Source organism: Streptomyces triticisoli, from assembly GCF_003270085.1.
Lineage (GTDB): Bacteria > Actinomycetota > Actinomycetes > Streptomycetales > Streptomycetaceae > Streptomyces > Streptomyces triticisoli.
The window spans coordinates 1-18,842 of sequence record NZ_QFDQ01000093.1 but is presented as its reverse complement, the minus strand read 5'-3'; the positions used below and the strand labels follow the sequence as shown (position 1 = coordinate 18,842).

General features: G+C 70.6%; 22 protein-coding genes and 1 pseudogene. 8 read left to right on the top strand and 15 right to left on the bottom strand.

Features of this window, described 5'->3' with window-relative positions:
- Positions 1 to 180 precede the first annotated feature (180 nt).
- Positions 181 to 354, top strand: a complete 174-nt coding sequence (locus DEP02_RS33495) for a hypothetical protein (protein ID WP_157977463.1) — start codon at positions 181 to 183, stop codon at positions 352 to 354.
- A gap of 56 nt (positions 355 to 410) precedes the next feature.
- On the opposite strand, the gene DEP02_RS15940 is transcribed toward DEP02_RS33495, so the two are convergent.
- The 7 genes and pseudogenes from DEP02_RS15940 to DEP02_RS15910 all read right to left on the bottom strand — a co-directional run bounded on the left by DEP02_RS15940 (position 411) and on the right by DEP02_RS15910 (position 5,350).
- Positions 411 to 779 carry a DUF5994 family protein gene (locus DEP02_RS15940; protein ID WP_438947765.1) on the bottom strand — a complete coding sequence of 123 codons (369 nt, stop codon included), beginning with the start codon at positions 777 to 779 and terminating at the stop codon, positions 411 to 413.
- A 148-nt stretch (positions 780 to 927) separates the two neighbouring features.
- Positions 928 to 1,416, bottom strand: a complete 489-nt coding sequence (locus DEP02_RS15935; RefSeq protein WP_232839147.1) for a DUF5994 family protein — start codon at positions 1,414 to 1,416, stop codon at positions 928 to 930.
- A gap of 194 nt (positions 1,417 to 1,610) precedes the next feature.
- Entirely contained in the window at positions 1,611 to 1,919 is a 309-nt protein-coding gene (locus DEP02_RS15930) for a hypothetical protein (protein ID WP_112467977.1), read from the bottom strand.
- 79 nt (positions 1,920 to 1,998) lie between these two features.
- Positions 1,999 to 2,259: a hypothetical protein gene (locus DEP02_RS15925; RefSeq protein WP_112467976.1), complete on the bottom strand. Its 261-nt coding sequence runs from the start codon at positions 2,257 to 2,259 to the stop codon at positions 1,999 to 2,001.
- A gap of 320 nt (positions 2,260 to 2,579) precedes the next feature.
- Positions 2,580 to 3,260: pseudogene (locus DEP02_RS15920) on the bottom strand (PP2C family protein-serine/threonine phosphatase); the annotation flags it as partial.
- Between the two features lie 197 nt (positions 3,261 to 3,457).
- Positions 3,458 to 3,958, bottom strand: a complete 501-nt coding sequence (locus DEP02_RS15915; protein ID WP_112467974.1) for an NUDIX domain-containing protein — start codon at positions 3,956 to 3,958, stop codon at positions 3,458 to 3,460.
- A gap of 36 nt (positions 3,959 to 3,994) precedes the next feature.
- Entirely contained in the window at positions 3,995 to 5,350 is a 1,356-nt protein-coding gene (locus tag DEP02_RS15910; protein WP_112467973.1) for an NsdA family TPR-like regulatory protein, read from the bottom strand.
- 225 nt (positions 5,351 to 5,575) lie between these two features.
- Between DEP02_RS15910 and DEP02_RS15905 the strand changes: the two genes are divergently transcribed.
- The 4 genes from DEP02_RS15905 to DEP02_RS15890 all read left to right on the top strand — a co-directional run bounded on the left by DEP02_RS15905 (position 5,576) and on the right by DEP02_RS15890 (position 8,609).
- Complete coding sequence (locus DEP02_RS15905) at positions 5,576 to 6,325, top strand: hypothetical protein (RefSeq protein WP_112467972.1); 750 nt, start codon at positions 5,576 to 5,578, stop codon at positions 6,323 to 6,325.
- Positions 6,326 to 6,398: 73 nt separating this feature from the next.
- A complete protein-coding gene (locus tag DEP02_RS15900) occupies positions 6,399 to 7,310 on the top strand; it encodes a phosphotransferase family protein (RefSeq protein ID WP_112467971.1) in 912 nt (303 codons plus the stop codon).
- Positions 7,311 to 8,003 (top strand): class I SAM-dependent methyltransferase, encoded by a 693-nt coding sequence (locus tag DEP02_RS15895; protein ID WP_112467970.1) that lies wholly within the window; start codon positions 7,311 to 7,313, stop codon positions 8,001 to 8,003. It begins immediately after the preceding gene.
- A 30-nt stretch (positions 8,004 to 8,033) separates the two neighbouring features.
- Positions 8,034 to 8,609: an HAD domain-containing protein gene (locus DEP02_RS15890; RefSeq protein WP_112467969.1), complete on the top strand. Its 576-nt coding sequence runs from the start codon at positions 8,034 to 8,036 to the stop codon at positions 8,607 to 8,609.
- A gap of 57 nt (positions 8,610 to 8,666) precedes the next feature.
- On the opposite strand, the gene DEP02_RS15885 is transcribed toward DEP02_RS15890, so the two are convergent.
- The 4 genes from DEP02_RS15885 to DEP02_RS15870 form a co-directional block, all read right to left on the bottom strand.
- Positions 8,667 to 10,364 carry a relaxase/mobilization nuclease domain-containing protein gene (locus tag DEP02_RS15885; protein WP_112467968.1) on the bottom strand — a complete coding sequence of 566 codons (1,698 nt, stop codon included), beginning with the start codon at positions 10,362 to 10,364 and terminating at the stop codon, positions 8,667 to 8,669.
- The gene (locus DEP02_RS15880) at positions 10,354 to 10,926 is read right to left on the bottom strand and encodes a MobC domain-containing protein (protein ID WP_112467967.1); all 573 of its coding nucleotides are present in this window, start codon (positions 10,924 to 10,926) and stop codon (positions 10,354 to 10,356) included. Before DEP02_RS15880 ends, DEP02_RS15885 begins: the two co-directional genes overlap by 11 nt.
- A 322-nt stretch (positions 10,927 to 11,248) precedes the next feature.
- Positions 11,249 to 12,433: a DUF3631 domain-containing protein gene (locus DEP02_RS15875; RefSeq protein WP_232839146.1), complete on the bottom strand. Its 1,185-nt coding sequence runs from the start codon at positions 12,431 to 12,433 to the stop codon at positions 11,249 to 11,251.
- Positions 12,434 to 13,202: 769 nt separating this feature from the next.
- Positions 13,203 to 13,427 carry a helix-turn-helix transcriptional regulator gene (locus tag DEP02_RS15870; protein WP_198668460.1) on the bottom strand — a complete coding sequence of 75 codons (225 nt, stop codon included), beginning with the start codon at positions 13,425 to 13,427 and terminating at the stop codon, positions 13,203 to 13,205.
- Positions 13,428 to 13,809: 382 nt separating this feature from the next.
- On the opposite strand from DEP02_RS15870, the gene DEP02_RS15865 reads away from it, so the two are divergent.
- A complete protein-coding gene (locus DEP02_RS15865) occupies positions 13,810 to 14,148 on the top strand; it encodes a helix-turn-helix domain-containing protein (protein ID WP_332871975.1) in 339 nt (112 codons plus the stop codon).
- Positions 14,141 to 15,418: a tyrosine-type recombinase/integrase gene (locus DEP02_RS15860; protein ID WP_112467966.1), complete on the top strand. Its 1,278-nt coding sequence runs from the start codon at positions 14,141 to 14,143 to the stop codon at positions 15,416 to 15,418. The genes DEP02_RS15865 and DEP02_RS15860 overlap by 8 nt, the downstream gene beginning before the upstream one ends.
- A gap of 425 nt (positions 15,419 to 15,843) precedes the next feature.
- Here DEP02_RS15860 and pspAB read toward each other — a convergent pair whose 3' ends face one another.
- From pspAB to DEP02_RS15845, 3 genes are all read right to left on the bottom strand, one after another.
- On the bottom strand, positions 15,844 to 16,431 hold the full coding sequence (gene pspAB, locus DEP02_RS15855; RefSeq protein ID WP_112467965.1) for a PspA-associated protein PspAB: 588 nt from the start codon (positions 16,429 to 16,431) through the stop codon (positions 15,844 to 15,846).
- A 2-nt stretch (positions 16,432 to 16,433) separates the two neighbouring features.
- Positions 16,434 to 17,357, bottom strand: a complete 924-nt coding sequence (gene htpX / locus DEP02_RS15850) for a zinc metalloprotease HtpX (RefSeq protein ID WP_112467964.1) — start codon at positions 17,355 to 17,357, stop codon at positions 16,434 to 16,436.
- Positions 17,358 to 17,486: 129 nt separating this feature from the next.
- Positions 17,487 to 17,744 carry an SCO2583/SCO2584 N-terminal domain-containing protein gene (locus DEP02_RS15845; RefSeq protein WP_112467979.1) on the bottom strand — a complete coding sequence of 86 codons (258 nt, stop codon included), beginning with the start codon at positions 17,742 to 17,744 and terminating at the stop codon, positions 17,487 to 17,489.
- Between the two features lie 230 nt (positions 17,745 to 17,974).
- Between DEP02_RS15845 and DEP02_RS15840 the strand changes: the two genes are divergently transcribed.
- Positions 17,975 to 18,241 carry a hypothetical protein gene (locus tag DEP02_RS15840; RefSeq protein ID WP_112467963.1) on the top strand — a complete coding sequence of 89 codons (267 nt, stop codon included), beginning with the start codon at positions 17,975 to 17,977 and terminating at the stop codon, positions 18,239 to 18,241.
- A gap of 155 nt (positions 18,242 to 18,396) precedes the next feature.
- On the opposite strand, the gene DEP02_RS34750 is transcribed toward DEP02_RS15840, so the two are convergent.
- Positions 18,397 to 18,842 (bottom strand): Asp23/Gls24 family envelope stress response protein (locus DEP02_RS34750; RefSeq protein ID WP_500299361.1); only part of this gene is annotated, 446 nt, incomplete at its 5' end.

Below are 18,842 nucleotides of genomic sequence, written 5' to 3'. Positions count from 1 at the left end.
GGCGGGCCGCGGACACGGTCTCCGGTGCCAGGGCCGCGACCTGCCGGCTCGCACCCGAGGGCGAGGGCACCGACGTGCGGGTGACCATGACCCTGGCCGCCGCCCTCGACCGCCCGCTGCCCGACCGGGCCCATCAGGTGCGCCGATCGGTCCTCGACTCGGCCGGACAGGACCTGGGCCTTGCGCTGCGTCCTGGCCGGGAGCCGACGGGCGCTGGACATCGCCCGGGACGTCCACGACCGGGTGGAGGCCGCCGTCCTCTCCCGCCTCGCCGCCCCAGGCGCCTTGGAGGCCACCGCCGTGACCGTCACCGTCACGGTCACCCGTATCGAGGCAGGGCCCCGGATCACCTGAGCGCCACGACCCGCGGACCGACGACGTGCGCTGCCGAACGAGCCGAGCCGGCCTGCTCAGCTCGCGAAGCGGCCCTGCTCCGCCGGCAGCCCCGCGGCGGACATGAGTGATGCGGCGGCCTGCTCGGTCGCCTCCGGCGGCACGACCAGCAGATCCCGGCGCCCATGGCCGGGGGCCATCAGGAGGATGGTGCTCGGCGCGTGCGCCAACGTGGTCCTGCACGGCCGTACGGCCTGGTTGCGGACGAGCATGCGGCCCGGTGCCCCGGTCCACACCGTGCCGTTCACCAGGACACTGACGATCCGGCCCCAGGCCCGCGGCAGACCGGAGAGCAGTTGCGGGGGATCCGCCAGGAGGCCGAAGGTGCGCGGCCACCAGGCCCCGTCGATACGGCGTGGCATGGTGCTCCGGGGTGCGACGTACAGGCGGAGGAGGGGCGGGCGGGCCGCGGGGGCCGTGGCGCGTTGCTCATGAGGTGCCCTGTCGAGTGGTCCGGCGCGGCGGTCGTCGGTTCGGGCGCGGCACGTCCGCGGCGGCGCTGGGACGCGTACGGCTCCGCACGCCTCGCCGAACTCAGGTGTTCGGCCCGCGCGGTACCACCGGTCGTTCCACCGTCCGGCCCGGCGGGCCGATCGGCTCCAGTACGTCGTCCTCGGCCGGACGGTGTTCTTCGGCGGCCAGGAGTGCGCCCGCGGTGAGGTGGAGGGCGGGGTCGGCGGCGGCGGCCAGCAGCCGGGCGGCTGTTCCGGCGGGCTCCTCGGGCGGGACGACCAGGAGCACCCAGCGTCCTACGGTGCCGCAGTCCAGGGTGATGGAGCGTGCCCCGCTTCCGGGTCCGGCCGGCTCCACGGTGATCACTCGGCCGGGTGCCATGACCGTGTGCGGGGCGTCGGGCCATTCGGCAGGGTCCACGGTGACGTGCACCGTGGTGCCCCAGCCCGGCTCCAACGAGCCGACGAGCGAGGGCAGCTCCAGTTCCAGCGCGTCGCAGCGCGGCCACCAGGCCCCGTCCAATGGGCCGTGGCTGACGTCCGGGGTGAGGGTCAGACGGGGCAGGGGCATGCGGTATGTGTGTCCGCCTGCCGGCGACGCGCCTCCGGCCGACGTTCCGCTGGGTTCCATCGTGCGGTCCCGTCCCGGGGAGTCGTCGGACGACTGCCCGTTTCGTCACTCGCCGGGAACGGCACCGCCGGTCGCGCTGCGCGAAAAGCCCTCGGTACAGCCAGGCTACCTCTGATCGAGGAGGAGCGGGCGGGTCAGTTGTCCGACTGCTCCTCCTGCGCCTTCTCGCCCTTGTCCTCCTGTTCCTCCTCCTGTTGCTCCATCAGCCGGACGCCCTCGTGCGTCAGCGAGACGGCGGCGGGCGTCCGGTGGGAGGTCCAGTCCACGCTGATCAGGCCCTCGTCGGCCAGGTAGGCGCAGGCAGCGGAGAGGTCCTCGTCGGGCAGGCCCAGTTCGTCGCGGAGTGCCGCTCCGCTGACCTCGGGGCGGTTGTGTTCGACGGCGCCGTACAGGGACCTCAGGATCGCCTTCCGGTTGGTCTTGCGTTCGCGGAGTGTCGTCATGGCCGGCGTCTCCAGGGTTGTGGCGGGCCGTGCGGGGACGGACGCGACGGGGGATCCCGATGGCCTCACGGTTCCGGGGTCACACCTCGTCGGCGTGTGCCTGGTACTGGCCTGTCGATTCGCTGGTCGCCAGCCAGGTCCGCGCGGGTTCCGCGGCGTGCGCGGTGTCGAGGGTGAGATGGAGCCGGGTCCCTCCTTCGCGGCCGGCGGGGTAGCTGCGCTGCTCGGTCGAGGCGAAGCAGCGGCGGAGCACTTCGGCGACACGACGGGCGACCTCCGGCGTCGCGGCGACGACGCGGACCTCGGCGTGGTCCTCGGAGGGCAAGGGCTCGTGATCCATACGGACCTCCTGACAGGCGACGGGCACGAACGCGATCGCTGCCCGACACGCCGGGCGACGATGCGGAGGCCGCGGCGCGTTTCCACGGCGGCCCCTTTTGGAAGGGTATGCCGGGTAAGGGGGGCCGTGCGTGCCAAGACCGACCGGTGGTCCGACTCGCCGCCGGTGGCCCGACCCGGGTGGCCGTGGTGACCGGCATGCGCCGGAGACGACACCCTCCCGGCCCTGCCGCCCGGCCCGTTCCACGTCCTGGTGCCGGCTCCGGGGACGTGAGCACCGCCGTCGCCGTTCAGTCCCCGGTGCTCAAGCCCCGGTCCCGGTCACGGCACGGGCAGGCGCAGGGCGAGCAGGGCGATGTCGTCGGTGCTGCCGGGTGGCATCCGGGCTGACAACTGGTCGCACAGGGTGTCCAGTGGTTCGTGGGCGAGGGCATGGCGGCGCAGCCGGCCGAGCCCGGTGTCCAGGTCGCTGCCGGGGATCTCGACCGGGCCGTCGGTGTAGAGCAGGAGCGTGGACCCCGGCGGCAGGGCGTGGGCGGCGCTCGGCCGCCGACCCATGATGCCCTGGCGGGCTCCGAGGAGGAGTCCCTGACCGGCTTCGAGGTACTGCGCGTGCCCGTCGGGGGTCGGCAGCAGGGGCGGCGGGTGCCCGGCACTGGTCCAGCGCAGCGTCCACGGGCCGTTGTCCGGGCCTTCCACCCGGGCGAGGACGAGAGTGGCCATCGGCACGGTCGTGATGGCGTGCATGGCGTCGTCGAGGCGGTCCACGACGGCATCCGTCGGATCGGTGCGGTCCCAGGCGAGGGAGCGCAGGATGTCGTGCAACTGCGCCATGCCGGCCGCGGCGGTCAGATCGTGGCCCACGACATCGCCGATGACCAGGGCGAGCGTGCCGCCCTTCAGTGTGAACGCGTCGTACCAGTCGCCACCGACCTGCGAGCCGGCCGGAGCGGGCTGGTACCGGGCGGCCAGCTGGATCCGGCGTGTGATCCACGCAAGGAGGCGGTAAGTCGACACCACAATGGCGGCCAGGAGTACACCTCCTACCACTGACCGCTGGATTGCGGCTGCGCGCTCCCAGTCAATGTTCATGGGGTGATCCTGGCGCAGAGCACTGACAACCGTGGCAGATCTGCTTGGCCAGTAGGGCAGTTCGGCGGTGCTTGTTGTCACGCCTTACCCAGCAAGGTAAGGCTCGCCTACTTCCAGCCGTCCAGTGACACCTGGGGCCCGCCGCTGAGGTAGCGGTGGAGGGCGCTGGCGGTGGTCTCCACGAATTCCACGGGGATGGCGTCGGCGTCTACCCAGCGGACCTGGGCATGCTTGCGTGGCTCGCGGTTCTCGGGCTCGCCGGCCCATTCGTGGGCGACGAAGACGACGGTGAGGAAGCCGTTGGGCGCTTCGACGCCCCAGGCGCCGTGGATGATGTGGGCAACCTTCAGGGCCTCCGGCTTCACGGTTAGACCGGTCTCTTCGTACAGCTCGCGCACCGCAGTTTCGGTGATGGGTTCGCCGGGTTCGCTCTTGCCGACGGGCAGGTCCCACATGCCTTGTGCGAACTTGGCGTTCTGGCTGCGCTGGAGGAGGACGACGCGGTTGTTGGCCGTGTCGTGGACGATGACGGCGGCGACCAGCAGGGTCATGGATTCGAGGGCGGGCTTGAGGGCTTTGCGCTGGTCGTCGGTTGTCCGCTGAGCCACGGCTGGTGTCCCTTCGTCGGCCGGTTGGTGGGCAGCTTAGGCCAGTGCTTCGCGTGCGCGGCGGGCGAGTTCGGCAGCTCCGGGCACTTTGCGGCGCTGGTATACGGCGAGGGTGGATCGGAGTGAGGTGATGGCCTTGCGGGTGCGGTCGGAGGTCATGCCCTTCATGAGGGTCAGAGCCTGGGACCAGGCGGCGACAGCCTCGTCGGCTCGGGCCTGGGCGGCGAGACTGTCGCCGAGGTCGGCGTAGGTGAGCGCGTGGACGCGCTTGTACTTCTCCGGGTCCCAGCGGATCAGCGCGTCGCGGTGCTGCTGCTCGGTGCCGACGTGGTCGGCGAGGTCGGTCAGGGTGCGAGCGGTGTGGCTGGCGACGGTGCCGTGGGCCGGCCCGCTGACGCGGGAGTAGCTGGGCTGGGGGCCGTCGTCGCGCAGGAGGGCGTCCTCGGCGGCGAGCAGGGCACGGGCAGCTGCTGGCTTCTCCCCCACAGCCGCGTAGGCGCGGGCGTGGGTGATGTGAAGGAGTGCCTCGGTCTGGCCGTCGACGTGACGCAGACCCCGTCGTAGGGCGCCTTCGACGAGGTCGACGCAGTGGTGGGGTTGCTTGAGGCTGAGGGCCTGGTGGGCGAGGGCGCGCATCATCCAGGCGGCGTGGCCGTGCGGGTCGGCTTCGCAGGCAAGTTGGTAGCCGACCTGGTAGTAGCGCTGGGCGGCGCCTTCCTGGCCGAGGTCGTGGTGCTTCCACCCTGCGAGGTAGGCAAGTTCTGCCACGGCGCCGAATGCCGCCTGCCGTAAGGCTTCGTTCGGGAAGCGTCCGCGGAGCATGGGAGCGGCGGTGTCGGCGAGATAGGCGGTGACGGTGGTCAGCCCGTGGCCGCCGCCGAGGCGTTCGTCGGCGGCACTGAAGGCTGCGGTGATCTGGCGTACAACGTCCACGTCTTCCGTCCCGACCAGCGAGGTGCCGGTGCGGGCGCGCAGCATCCGGGCGGTGGCTTCGTGGTCGTAGGCGAGGGGCATGGCGACGCCGGCCGCGGTGAAGGCGGTCACGGCCAGGAAGCGCCGGCGCTCGACGTCGGCGCGGCCCAGGTCGGTGGCGGCCAGGACGGGATCAGCCTCCTCGGTCGGCGTTGACTCGCCCCCGCGGAGACCGATCTCCGTCTCAGTGATCGTGCGGCCGGCTCGCCGGGACAGCGCCTCGGCGAGGTACTGGCCGGTCCGGCCGGTCGGCTGGCGAGTGCCGTTCACCCAGTGGGAGACGGCCGACTTGTTGGTCTGGAGGATCTCGCCGTTCTCGGCAGCGATGCGTCGGATGCCCTTTGCCAGGGCCTCGTAGGTGCAGCCGGTCGCCTCGATGGTCTCGCGCAGGCGGACGTTGGGTTCTCTCTGCGCTGCCACGATCGCCTCCGCTCCGGAGCTGTAAACCGCGTATACCGCTTCAACCGCCTCTCACCGTACCCACTGTGTGTGACGGCGTGTTCACTGAACATCAGCCGCCCGGCCCGGTCCGACACCGTGACCAGGCTCCCCCTTCAGCCGGGCGGCTCCCCCGAAGTTCCGTACACCCACTCCGGGTTCGGGCATTCCTGTGCCCTGACCCGGCCGATCAGAGACGGAGACACGGTGACCACCATCGACACCACGGCCATCACGGTCGAACTGCCGCAGGCGTTCGACGGGCGCTGGAGCCGCCTGCCGGGCATCCAGGTCAACGGCCGGCGCATCACGATCGACCCGGCCGAGTACTTCTTCCGCTTCGAGTCGAACACCTGGCTCGTCGCCGACTGGGAGCTGGTCAAGGCCAGGCTCCTGGCGGTGGAGGAGACCACCGAGAGCGCGGTCGAGCAGCTCGCGCTGGACTTCATCAAGGCCCACGGCGAGTCCACTTCGGACGCCGCCCGGGTACTGTCCACCGCGTACGAGGTGTACGCCTACCTGTTCCGCGACGAGCACCTCGACGGGCTCGGCCTTCCGCAGATCACCGCCGAGCACCTGCGGATGCTGCGCGAGGCGGCCACGCTGATGGCGCTGAACAAGGTCGAGCTGGACGGGCACATCTCCAACGTCGGCCCGTGCTGGTTCTTCCCCGCCGCCGCCTCGGTCGTCTTCGACCTGGGCGACGAGATGGGCGGGATGCTGGACGAGGTTTACCACGGCGGCTGGTTCAACGAGCACCGCCGGATCGAGTCCATCAAGGCCCACGCCGCCCTCGGCGGGCGGCTGGTGCACGGCTGCCAGTCCGTGCCGGACCAGTCCGGCGGCGTCGTCGCGCCCTACGGTGCGTCGACGGCGAACTTCCGCGACGACCTGGCCTCCTTCAAGGCCGGCTGGATCGAGCAGGTCTACGCCCACCGCGTGACCCCCGCCGCGTAAAACCCAGCAGCACGGCTCCGGGGCGGGCACGCTCGCCCGCCCCGGACGCCACCACGACCGCAACGGAGCCCTCGTGAACGACAACCTCACCGCCGACCTCCTCACCAACCTGTGCATCGTCGCCGACCGGCCCACACCCAAGCGGGAGGAGGTGCGGGTGTGGTCGATGTCCGGCGTCGAGCGGGTGACCTTCCCGGACGGCAGCACGCGGATCTTCAAGTACGCCAAGAGGCCCTTCGACAGCGAGGACCAGGCCCTGCGACTGGCCGACACCCGCGGCATCCCCGTCCCGAAGGTCTACAACTCGGTCCGCATCGAGGGCTGGCTCGGCATGCTCCTGGAAGACCTCGGCACACCCATCCGGGACGCGGACGACCTCGACGGTGCCGCCGCGGCCGTGGTTCTCCACCGCACCTACGCCGCCGGCGCGCTCCCCGTACTGCACGAGGAAGGGCTGCGAGCCCTGCCCAGCCGTGCCCTGGACCACCTCGACCAGCTCCGCAAGGCCGACCGGTGGCAGGACACCGGCGACATCGAGCACGCTCTCGACCAGATCACCCGGGCCGCCGACAGCCGCGCGCAGGGTGCCACCCTGGCCCCGTTCGGCTGGGTGCACTCCGAGTTCCACCCCACCAGCCTCCACATCGGCCGGCGCGGCTGGCGCCTGCTGGACTTCGCCCGAGCCTTCACCGGCCCCGGCCTGCTCGACCTCGCCAGCTGGCACGGCACCCTCGACGACCCCGACCCCGTACGCCTGCGCGTCCTCCTGGAGGCGTACGTCACCGCGGGCGGCACCCCCGACGCCCTTGCCGAGCGCGGCGGCCTGCCCGCCGAGAAGTGGGCACTGGGCTGGCACCGCATGTGGGCCGTCGAGTGGTTCATGGAGCAGTCCATCCGCTGGATCAACGACCCCGCCACCGACCCCACCTACATCAAGGTCGTCCACCGCCACCTCACCGACGCCCTCCAACTCCTGGAGGCGTAGGTGCTCGCCCAAGCCTCTCCCTGGTACGCCCACGCCCTCCAACGCACGGCCGCCGGTCCGGCTGAGCCACTCGCCCCACCCGCCCGGATGGAGTGGACCACACGGCCAGGCACCGGCCCCGGAGCCGAGATCCTCGGTCCCGACCTGCGCCACAAGCGGGTGGTGGAACTCGGCTGCGGCCCCGGCCACAACGCCGCCTGCCTCGCCACCCGGCACGCGGCCAACGTCACCGCCATCGACCTCGTCGGCCTGCAGGTACGCCGGGCCCGCTCGCACTACGGACGGCTGAACAACCTCACCTTCGCCGCCGGACACGCCCTGCACTACCTGCACGCATCCGACGAGCAGTTCGACGCGATCTACTCCGTCTTCGGTGCCGTCGGCCTCGTCGCACCCGAACTCCTTCTCCCGGCCATCGCCCACCGCCTCAAACCCGGCCGCACCCTCGCCTTCTCCGTTCCCCACCCCCAGCGCGGAGGGCGGACTCCACCCACCGACGACCGGCCTCGCCGCGACTACGTCACGCTGCCCGACCGCACCCGGCTGCCCGTCGCTCGCTGGGACTTCGACGCCGACCGCTGGGAGAAGCACCTCGACTGCGCGGGCCTGTGGCTCACCTCGGCCCAGGAGTTCCACGACCCCCGACAGGGCCGCTGGCCCACCACCTTGCTGATCACAGCGCGCAAGCTCTGACACCTGCCCCGGCTCCCCGTGGAGGAATCTATGCGCCCCTACCTGCTCCTGGACATCGACGGTGTCCTCATACCCTTCCCCGACCCGGACGGCTCCACCCCGGCCACCCACGCCCGCCACGACGTCGTCCCCACCGGCCGCAGCGCCGACGACCCGGTGACCATCTGGCTCAACCCCGCCCATGGCCCCATGCTCATGGACGTGATCCGTACCGGCCTGGTCAAGCCGGTCTGGTGCACCAGCTGGCGTCAGGACGCCACCACCCTGGTCGGACCGCTCCTCGGCCTTCCGTCCCTGCCGCACGTCGACCTGCCACGCCCCAAGATCACCACCAGCCAACCCAACGGCTACCTGTGGAAGCGCGACCACGTCGACGTCTGGCTGGGCGACGCCCCTGCAGTGTGGATCGACGATGACTTCACCAACCTCGATCACGCCTGGGCCGTGGAGCGTACCGCGCGCGGCGCGGCGACCCTGCTGGTCCAACCCGACCCCCGCGCCGGGCTTCAGGCTGAACATCTGGCCGACGCCCGAGCGTGGGCGGAGCAGCTGCCCGCCACGCGGACCGGTGCACCTGTTGCTTCGAGCGGAACCGAGGCAGCCTGACCCGCACCCGTGACAGTTGCCCCCGCCACGACGTGTGGCGGGGGCGACTGACCGGGTTCAGCGGTGGCGACCGCGTTCTTCGGGCCTCATGGGCACTGATGTGGCCGGACACTGTGGCACGGCGGGCACCGACGATGTGCCCCTGACTCTGCTTCGCCTGCGCGCTGCCTGGGCACGCCTGCTCGACTGAGCGGTGATGCGCCAGGTGAGGACCTCAGCGGGACGCTCGGCACTGTCGAGTTCTCGCCGGGCACCAACCTTGGCCAAGAGGTGCCGGGGGTTGTGGCCGGCAGTCTCGGCACGGGCGAGGGCTGTAGTCAGGGCGGCCCAAGCGGGGTCGGCGAGGACACGGTCGGCGTGGTCGGGGAGAACCGCGCGAAGGTCCTGCTCGAAGCGCTTGGCGGTTGCGGCGCGTGGAGCACGGCGGGCAAGGCCCGCCAAGACCGGCTTCGCCGCATGCTGATAGCCCGCCTGCAGATGGCGGAAGGCTTCCTCCGCCGCTGCGGCCTGCTGCTCGTGGCCGCGTTGCTCATGCCACTTGGCGGCGGCGCGGGCCAGGTGCAGGACCGCGAAGAGCAGGGCGACGGCAAGCACGCCCGGCTCGCTGGAGGCGTAGGCGAGTTCCTTGGCGGCCTGGCGCAGCGCGGCGGCGGCCTGGTGGTCGGACCGGATCGTTGAGCGGCGGGCCCGGTTGAACGCCCTGGCCGCCGCCACCAATTCGTGCCGGTGCGGGCCAGATGTGGCGCGAGCCATGTTGTGCAGGGCGTCGCCGAAGGCATCCAGGTGGCCCTGGGCCGTGGCGTCGTCATCCGAGCTGAGGGTGGTACTCGCCGTGTTGAGGGCGCTCTCGACGCGCCACCATGGCGTGTTGGGATCCGCCACGTGCTCTGGGCGGTCGGCCACGTCCTGGGTGGCGAGCCGTTCGCGCAGACGGTTGATGGACAGGTCGGGGGCGAGTTTGGAGCCGCCGTACCAGACGGGTTCGCCGGCCGCATTGGTGTCGCCAGGTGCAGCGAGGCTGTAGCCGATCACCTCGCCGGTCTCGGGGCCGATGCGGGTCTTGACCTTGATGCCCAGGGACTGCAGCACGGTGAAGTAGTCGGCTTCGATGCATACGGCGGCGGCGACCGCGTACGCCTGCTCGCGCAGCCACTGCCGTGCTGTGACCGCCTGGCCCTGGCGCTCCGCCTTGGCCCGTTCGGCACCGGTGGGGGTACGGGGCGCGGTGAGGTCACCCGACTTCAGGCGGCGCAGTCCGAGCTCGGCTTCGATCTTGCGGCACTCGGCTTGGGCCCGCTGTCCGTCGCGGTGGGTTCGGGGGCGGCGCCCGTCGGCACGGACGGTCGTGGCCATGATGTGGATGTGGTCGTCGGCGTGGCGCACCGCGATCCACCGGCATGCCTTCTCGTCCCCCTCGGGTGCGATACCGGTGGCGTGAACGATGCGGCGGGCGACCTCGGCCCACTCGGCGTCGGTGAGATAGCGGTCGCCGGGCGCGGTGCGGACCGGGCAGTGCCAGACGTGCTGGGGTGGCTTCTTGCCGCCCAGTTCGCGGGTGCGCAGGTCGACATGGTGGTCGAGCCGCTTGGCGAGCTGGGTGTAGGTGGCCTCGGGGTCGTGCCCTGGGTCGGGGGCGCCGGCCATGTCCCAGGCAGCGACGATATGAGGGTCGGTGTGCTCGTCACGGCGGCCGGGGCCGAAGAGGTAGACGATCAGTCCGCGGGTGTAGGAGCCGGTGGAGACGTCAGGCACCATGCGCAGTGCCCTCGGTCAGGAGCTGGTCGATCAGCCGGTAGCTGTTCTCGGCCGCCTGTTCGACGCGGGCCAACACGGTCTCGGCGTGCTCGGGGACAGTCCCCCGGTGGATGGCTCCGGTGATCTGGTTGAGGTTGCTGCCGATGCGGTTCAGCGCGACCGTGTGTGCCTCGATGGCTTCGATCAGTGGGCGGATGGGATCGTCCTCCGGGCTGCCGACCAGGCTCGCCTTGCCGAGGGCGACGGCGAGCGCGGCGTCGCCGACGAATCCGGCGAACTTCTGACCACGCTGGTGGGCTGCGGCGGTGATCAGGCTGACCGCGGTACGGGTGAAGCGGATGGTCTTCTCCTGGTCGCGCTTCTCGGTGGTGCGCCTGCGGTTCATCAACGTGGGCAGGACGGGGGCGTCGGGATCGCGCCACGACGGCTGCTCGACGGGCGGTCGGACGTCGGCCGACGGCTGGGCGCGCGAGGAGGCGGAATTGGCAGCAGGCGCTGGGCTGGGTTCGGCCACCCCCTCCTCCGGCTCGGGCGCCCCCTGGCGCCCGGCCTCCTCCGCCACCCCTGGGGCGGGGACAAGCGCGGACGAAGCCTCGTTAGAGGCTCGTTCGCTCCAGCTTGCTGCTGATCGGCGGGCCAGGCCGAACAGTCCCCTGCGGCGACGGGTGGGAGTGGTGTCGGTGCTGTTGTCGGGCATGGTGGTGCTCCGGCAGTCGTGTGTGGGTGGGGCTTCGTCACGTCCGTTGCATCCGTCGCGTGGCTGGTCAGGGCAGGTACGGACATGGCCGCAGGTACGGAGTGATCCGTATTGGCGAGGAGATCCGTCCCCGCGCTGACCTGCGCGGGGACGGATGCGACGGAGTGATACGGACCCAGGGAAGGTGCTAGCGAGTGCGCTTGGGGCCGGTGGTGCCGCCGGGCGGGCCGACGGGCAGCGACCTGGACGGAGGGAGGGGCGGCTTGCCCCGGGTCGGGCGTGCGGGCGCGACCTCATGCCCGGCGGCGGGCGCCGGTCGGGCGGGGTCGGGGCAGTAGCGGGCCCAGGCGTCGAGGAACTGGTTGCGGGCGTACGCCTTGGCCTGCCTGCCGTTCTCGAAACGGTGGTTGGCCGGGCTGATGCCGAAGTCCCGTAGCAGGTTGGCCAGGTGGTAGGCGTTCAGGCCCTTGGTGCCGTACTCGGCCCACGGCGCCTCGGCGTCCTGGACGAGGGCGGCGAGCAGGTCCTGGCTGCGCAGGGCCTCCTTGTCGCCCTCCTGCTCGAAGATGCGGCGGATGTCGCGCAGCAGCCGCGTCTTCAGGGTCGTCTGCTCGTCCTGGACCACCTCGTTGCGGGTCATCGCCAGGCAAGCGGCACGTGCCTGCGCGGGCCAGTGCCCGCCGGCCAGGTCGGCGACGATGACCAGCGGCTCCCACGTGTCGGCGGCGCGGTCCTCGACCGGCATCTTCGGCACCAAGGCCGCAGCTGTGCCACGCAGCGGGGTCAGCCAGGCGGCCAGCCGGCCGCGCAGCGCGTTCAGTTCGGGCAGCGAGTACCGCGAGCGGAACGGGGTGATTCGCTCGCCCGGCTTGCGCTTCTGCATGCGGATGACGACCGCCCGGTCCATGATCGTGTCCGGCAGGTCGCCGATCCCGGCCAGCGCGGCCATGGCGAAGGTGGGAAACGCCGTCGGCTTGTGCTCCGGCCCGGAGATCCGCCACGCGGGCCGGTTGCGCTGGTGCCCGGCGTTCAGCAGACCGCGCAGGTCCTCCTTGTCGCCCGCCTTGGGGCCGAAGATGGTGTCGGCCTCGTCCACCAGCAGCGTCGGCGGGTTCTTGCCGATGACGCGGAAGACCACTGCCGGGGAGGTGTTGACCGTCATCACCGGCTGGTGCACGGTTTCGTGGAGCACGTCCAGGACACGGGACTTGCCGCACCCCTTGGTCGGCCCCACGACCGCCAGCCGTGGCGCGTGCTGGAGGGCGGGCTGGATGTGGGAGGCCGCCACCCACAGCGTGACCGCGGTCAGCGTCTCCTCGTTCGGCAGCACGACGTACCGCCCGATCGTCGCCCGTAGCTCGTCCAGCAGCACAGCCCCGTCACCCGCCGCCTCGTCGCCGCGGTTCCCGGTCCCCGAACCGTCATCTGGGACCGCAGTCCCGTTCTGTACTTGCCCGGTCCCCACGGGACCGTCGGTCCCCACAGCCTGTTGGGGATCACGGTCCCCACTACGGCCCCCTGGTGCTATGCCCGCGCCCTGGGGACCGGTCCCCACATGGGGGACGAGGAGACCGGAACCAGACTCATGGTCCGTTTTCGGGGAGGGGACTGGTCCGCCCGGAGCGGCATGGTCCGCAGCCTGTGGTCCGGGCCGAACGCCGCTGGCCTGCATCTCTTCCTCGTCAGCGGCTGTCTGGTCCGTGGCCCGTGCCTGGTCGTGGGACGGGGCCGTGCCCTTCGGCGGCAGCGGACCAACATCGTGGTGCGGTTGGTCCCCGGTCCCCGCACGGTGGGAGCTGTCCCCGGTATTCGGACAGAGGGGGCCGTCCGCGCTGTGGGGACCGTCCCCTGTCCCCTGGCGTGGGGACCGGGCCTCGGCTCGGTCCCCGTTGTGCGGGACCGTCCCCTGTCCGGGGACTGTCACGGGCGGCCAGACGACCTTGGGCCTGGTTTCCGCGTTGGCGGATGCGCTCGAAGCGTGTGAGGACGTAGAGTCCTCCATAGACGTTCCTCTCTGGTGAGGGGCAGGACAGGCTAGGTCCCGCCCCTCACCAGTTCGTTCGTTCAGGGATGGGCGATGCGTAGGGGAATCTCCGGCCCCCGGCGTTGGCGCGCCGAGGGCCGCTCTGTTTTCCCGTGAGTCATGCCGTGAGGTCGTACGACGTCTGCCGGTCGAGCCAGGCGTCGACCTCGCGCCAGCGATAGCGCAGGTGTCGGCCGACCTTGTGCACCTTCGGGCCGGTACCCCGGTACTTCCACTGGTAGAGGGTCTTCACCGGCACCCCGAGGTACTCGGCGATCTCAGCCGGCGTGGCGAGCGGGCCGCGCCCGGCGGCCGTGGCAGGGCGAGGGAATCCGTTGGGCAAGGGCACTCCATATCGGTTGCAGGTGACGGGCATGGGAAAGAAAGCCACACGCTTCGGGCTCTGTCCACATGCACCTCTGGGCATTCTGCGGCCAACCCGAACGGCGGGGCGGCCGAAGAGGGCATAACTGTAAGAGCGGATCGCCGGTTGACCAAAAAGTTCGCCCGCACGTCCGGTTCTCCCTCGAAAAATCCCGGCAGCCGCTCAGCGCTCCTCGCCGGGGAAGCAGCAGGCCAGAAGCCTCTGTGGTGCCTGCTAATACTTCGCACCGCCGTAGCGGCGCGGGACTGTACCACCCGATTCTCGATACACCGAATCACCCGTTCCTGCCGAAGTATCCCGCGCCCGCAAGTTCTGTAGAGTTTTAGAACCAACTCTTGCCATGCCCGCCGATTTCGAGTTACAGCTATCCTTCATGGCTGCTTACCCCATCGAAATCGGACCGGCCGGAATCGGCACGGCCCGCAATATCGAGGCCGCCCGCCTGGCATGCCGCCTCACCCAGTGGCAGCTCGCCGCGCGCTGCACTGCCCTGGGTCGCCCGATGACCAACATCGCCGTCAGCCGCACCGAACGCGGTCGTCGCCGTTGCGACGTGGACGACCTGGTCGCCATCGCCGGCGCCCTCGGTGTATCCCCAAGTGCTCTGCTGCCCCAGTGGACGGCCCACGGCGCCGCCTCCCAGACCTTCAACCGCATACAGGGGGCCCTTCTTGGCTGAGCCGTACGACCGCTGGCACAAGAAGCGTCCGCAACCCGGCGACGAGAAGTGCAAGGCCCACGGCAAAGTGCCGTCCCGTGAACACGGGCGCGGAAAAAGGTGGCTGGCTCGGTGGCGTGACCCCGAAGGACAGCAGCAGAGCGAGAGCTTCGATCGCCATGAGGACGCGCGCCAGCATCTGACGCGGATGCGGGGGGCCGTCGACGACGGCACGTACATCGCCCCGAAGAAGGGCGAGACTCTGCTCAAGACGATCGCCGAGCAGTGGCTGGCGAACCAGACGTTCGGCAACCCCCGGACGTACCACCAGTACGAATCCCGCGTCCGTAACCACATCATCGGGCCCTTGGGGAACCTCAAGCTACGACAGGTCAAGGCATCCACGATCCAGACATGGATCAAGTGCCGGCTACAGGTCCTCGACGAGACCACAGTCGGCCTGATCTTCACGCACCTGTCGTCAATCCTCGCCATGGCGGTGGACGACGACCTGATCCCGAAGAACCCCTGCGAGACCGGGTCGGTCAAGCGCGTGAAGCCCAGGCGGTCGAAGAAGTCGGCCAAGGATGTGCCGCTCTCCTGGGAGGAGACGGACGACCTGCGCAAGCACATGCCCGACCGATATCAGGCCACGGTCGACTGCGGCCGAGGACTCGGGATGCGGCAGGGCGAGATATTCGGCTTCAGCCCGGACGACGTGGACTGGTCGGAGGACGACAAGACCGTCCACATCCGTCGCCAGATCACGCATCACCGTGGCACCCTCGTCTTCGCTCCGCCCAAGGGCGGCACCAAGGACAACCCGAAAGACCGGTACGTCCCCCTCGACGATGCCTTGGCGACACGGTTGCACGAGCACATGCGCGCATTCCCGCCGGTCGAGGTCACGCTGCCGTGGCTGGAGAGGGACGGAGAGCTGGTCACCGTACGCCTCATGTTCACCACACGCGAGCGCAAGGCGCTCAACAAGAACTATTTCAACTACCTCTGGAAGGCGGCCCTGGAGGCCATCGGCGCCATCAAGGCGGTGAACGACAAGCCGGTCGGCAGGGGCCGCAAGTGGGAGGCGTCCCGCGACAAGATGATGCATGCCCTGCGGCACCTGTTCGCCTCGGAGGCGATCAACGAGGGCGTCGACGTCTACACACTCGCCGATCTGCTCGGCCACGAGGATCCGGCGTTCACACTGCGTCGATATGTGCATCGCGTCCAGGGAGCGGTCGAGAAGGCCCGCCGGGCGATCGGCAAGCGGTACCGGCTGACGGCTTGACCAAGACGGCTCGCCTGCTTCCCGGCGGATGGGGCTCGCCTGCCGGCTGGCGGTGACTGGCTGTGCGCCCGCCTTCGCACAGGTCATAACCCGGCTACAGGTGCCCTGGCCGATCGGCAGGCCCAGGCAGAGCCTTTTCTTCCCCGCCATGTGCACCGATTGTGCACCGGCCTGCTCGTCAGAAGGGCGTCTGTGCAGGCCAGGGGTTTTATCGAGCTGTACTTCGACGTCTGAGAAGCGTCTGAGAAGCGGGGTCGGGTGACCTGTCGGGGGACCTGGGCGGACGTCCTGTGCGGGACCGCAAGGGGGTGGACACGGAAAGGGTCGTTCTCCTCCTTGCTCCGCTCCTTACGGCGAAGGACCATAGGCGTCCACCGGGCAGGCAAGAACCTCTCTTGTGTCCGTAGACCCCCTTGAAGGGCTGCTCAGTCAGTCAGCCCGGGAGCGTCCCAGAGTGGGAACCAGCGGGTCTTGTCCTTCTCGACTCGAAGATCGCTTTCCAGGGCCGCGGCGGCCCGCAGCTCCAGCGCGTTGTCGCGTTTGCGCTGGCCGGAGAGTGTGCACAGCGGGTAGAAGGTTCCTCGTTTGTACAGATACACCAGCGCCAGCTTGCGGCCCGTGTCGTCCTGGAAGCCCACCAGGGAGCACAGCAGCTGGGGGCCGAAGCCGTCGGCCTCCAGCGCGCTGTTCACCGCGTGGAGGTCGTTGACCAGGTCGGGGAGCTGATCCGGGGTGCGGCGGGAGACCAGCCAGGAGTAGCCGTAGGAGTCCTGGGAGAGTTCCACGGGCGGGCCGGAGCGGTCGGCATCGGCGTCCAGGAGGGCCTGGACCTCGCGGTGGGTCTGTTCGAAGGCCGCGCCCTCGACCGTGGCGAAGCAGACCGCGCCCTGCCCGGTCGGGGTGAAGCCGACCGCCGCCTGCAGCGTGATCGCCGCCGACGGCAGCGCGAACAGCTGGTCCAGGTCGGGCAGGGCGGGTTTCGAACGGCCGAGCAGGATGTCCAGGAGCCCCATGCTCAGCCCGCCTTCCCCGGCGTCGCGGCCTCACCCAGCTCGGCGGAGATCCGCCCCAGCTGCTCCAGCCGCTGCTCCAGGCTCGGGTGGGTGGAGAAGAGCCGGGCGATGCCGGGGTCGGAGCCCAGCGCCGGAGTGAAGTAGAAGGCGTTGAAGGCCTGGGCGGTGCGCAGGTCCTCGGACGGGATGCGGGCGATGTCGCCGGTGACCTTGGTCAGCGCGGACGCCAGCGACGAGGGCCGTCCGGTCAGCAGCGCCGCCGCCCGGTCCGCGGCCAGCTCCCGGTACCGGGACAGGGCCCGGATGAGGAGGAAGCTGATCGCGTACACCGCCGCCGACACGCCCATCACCATGGCGAGAACGGCGAGCGTGTTCTGGTCCCTGCGGCCCCGCCCGCCGAGGAGCTCCGAGTAGAAGGCGAACCGTACGACCAGTCCCGCGATCACGCCGAGGAAGGAGGCGACCGTGATCACGGCGACGTCCTTGTGCGCCACGTGGGACAGCTCGTGCGCGAGTACGCCCTCCAGCTCGGCCGGCTCCAGCCGCCGCAGCAGCCCGGTCGTCACGCACACCACCGCGTTGTCCGGATTCCGTCCCGTCGCGAACGCGTTCGGCATGTCCATGCTGGATACGGCGACCACCGGCTTGGGCATGTCCGCGATGGCGCACAGCCGGTCGACCACCGCGTGCAGCTCGGGGTACTCCTCCCGCTCCACCACCCGGCCGTGCATCGCGAACAGCGCGATCCGGTCGGAGAACCAGTACTGGGCGGCGAGCGCACCCGCCGCGATCACCACGACCAGCACCCAGGACTTCAGCAGCACGATCAGTGCGGCCACGAACGCCACGTACAGCAGCCCGAGCAGGAACAGCGTGACCCCCATGCGCACGGTCAGCCGTCGGTCGCTCCGGAAACGGCTCTGCATCTTGCATCACCCCGAACAGTCAGGCACTCGGCCCAGTGAGGCACTCGTCCCGCCATCCAGTGTGCACCTGCCGGTGCCCGTGCAGGGGCCCCGCGCGGCCCCGGGGCGGCAAAGGCCGCCGGGGCCGCCTCAGCGGTAGGCGCGCGTCTGGGCGTAACCGAGGAGCACGATCACCACGGCGACGCAGCCGAGCACCACGACGGTGGATATCCACGACGAGCGGCGCGGTGCGACCCGGTCCGGGGCGGCGCGGAACGGGACCGGGTCCGGCGGGTTGTCCTTCCAGCGGGCGGCGAGCATACGGGCCCGGGCGGAGGGCTCCTTGTGCTCGGCGGCGTTCGCCCACCGGTGGTCGAAATCGCGCTCCCAGTCGTCCTGCTCGGACATCCCCGTCATCCCCGTCCTCCCCGTTCGCCTCTCGAGGCTGTCTGCCGTCTGTCCCCGCCTTCCGTCCCCAAGATGCCGCGCGGACGGCACACGTCTAGCCTTTTCTGGTGAAGGCCGCACCCAGCAGGCGGCAACACCTACGACCGCGTCGCCGTACCTTTCCCGCTGCGGCCGCGGCCATCCGCCTTGTGCGCGAACGCCGTACGAGGGGGTGGAAAGGAAGGTATTCCATGAAAGCACAACGTGCGAGGCGCCTGTTCGCCACGTCCGCAGCCGGCGTTCTGATGGCCACCGGCGTCGCCGTCGGCACAGCGGGCACGGCCGCTGCGGCGACCCCGGCCACGACCCCGGCCCATGTCTCGACCAGTGTCGGTCATGGCGGCGGCTGCTTCTACGGCGGCTGGTGGTCCGGCTACTGCGGCTTCGACCGTGGGGGCTTCTTCCCCTACTACAACTACGGTTACAACTCCTCCCCGGTGATCATCGTGGTCCGCTGACAGCGGTACGGCCGAGGGCCGCCACCTGCGACCACAGGTGGCGGCCCTCGGCCTTGCGGAACCGGCTCTTCGGACGTCGAAGTACTGAGGTTCCCCTCGCAGCGTGGAGTCCGTGACAGCAGGGGATGCCGGTTGCCATGGGTTGTCATGGGTTGTCATGGCGGAGAAGCGTCACAAGTCCACGGCGGAGTTCCGCGAAGGGCGGTAGGCATCGTGACGGAGACCGGGAAGCCGGTGCGCAGAGGCTGGGACCTCATGCCGCGTCGTACCGGGTGGCGATACGGGTCACCGTGACCTCGACGGTGACCCGCTCCGCGACACCGGGGGCGGCGAGGTCCGCCGCCGGTCGGGAGGCCGGAACCGAGGAGCGGCTCCGGCTCCAGGACGTCGACCACGGTGATGTCGACGGCCGTCACGGCCAGCCCCAGGTCCTGTCCGGCCGAGTCGAGGACCGACCGGCGCACCTGATGGGCCCGGTCGGGCAGCGGGCGGTCGAGGGCGGCGGCCAGGGTCATGGCCACCCGCACGTCGGTGCCCTCGCCCTCGGGTGCGAGCCGGCAGGTCGCGGCCCTGGCACCGGAGACCGTGTCCGCGGCCCGCC

What these genes read in the sequence shown, in the direction of transcription:
- DEP02_RS15935 (WP_232839147.1), bottom strand. Translation starts at nt 1,416, where the DNA reads ATGCCCCTGCCCCGTCTGACCCTCACCCCGGACGTCAGCCACGGCCCA.
- DEP02_RS15930 (WP_112467977.1), bottom strand. Translation starts at nt 1,919, where the DNA reads ATGACGACACTCCGCGAACGCAAGACCAACCGGAAGGCGATCCTGAGG.
- DEP02_RS15925 (WP_112467976.1), bottom strand. Translation starts at nt 2,259, where the DNA reads ATGGATCACGAGCCCTTGCCCTCCGAGGACCACGCCGAGGTCCGCGTC.
- DEP02_RS15890 (WP_112467969.1), top strand. Translation starts at nt 8,034, where the DNA reads ATGCGCCCCTACCTGCTCCTGGACATCGACGGTGTCCTCATACCCTTC.
- DEP02_RS15885 (WP_112467968.1), bottom strand. Translation starts at nt 10,364, where the DNA reads ATGGTGCCTGACGTCTCCACCGGCTCCTACACCCGCGGACTGATCGTC.
- DEP02_RS15865 (WP_332871975.1), top strand. Translation starts at nt 13,810, where the DNA reads ATGCCCGCCGATTTCGAGTTACAGCTATCCTTCATGGCTGCTTACCCC.
- pspAB (WP_112467965.1), bottom strand. Translation starts at nt 16,431, where the DNA reads ATGGGGCTCCTGGACATCCTGCTCGGCCGTTCGAAACCCGCCCTGCCC.
- htpX (WP_112467964.1), bottom strand. Translation starts at nt 17,357, where the DNA reads ATGCAGAGCCGTTTCCGGAGCGACCGACGGCTGACCGTGCGCATGGGG.
- DEP02_RS15845 (WP_112467979.1), bottom strand. Translation starts at nt 17,744, where the DNA reads ATGTCCGAGCAGGACGACTGGGAGCGCGATTTCGACCACCGGTGGGCG.
- DEP02_RS15840 (WP_112467963.1), top strand. Translation starts at nt 17,975, where the DNA reads ATGAAAGCACAACGTGCGAGGCGCCTGTTCGCCACGTCCGCAGCCGGC.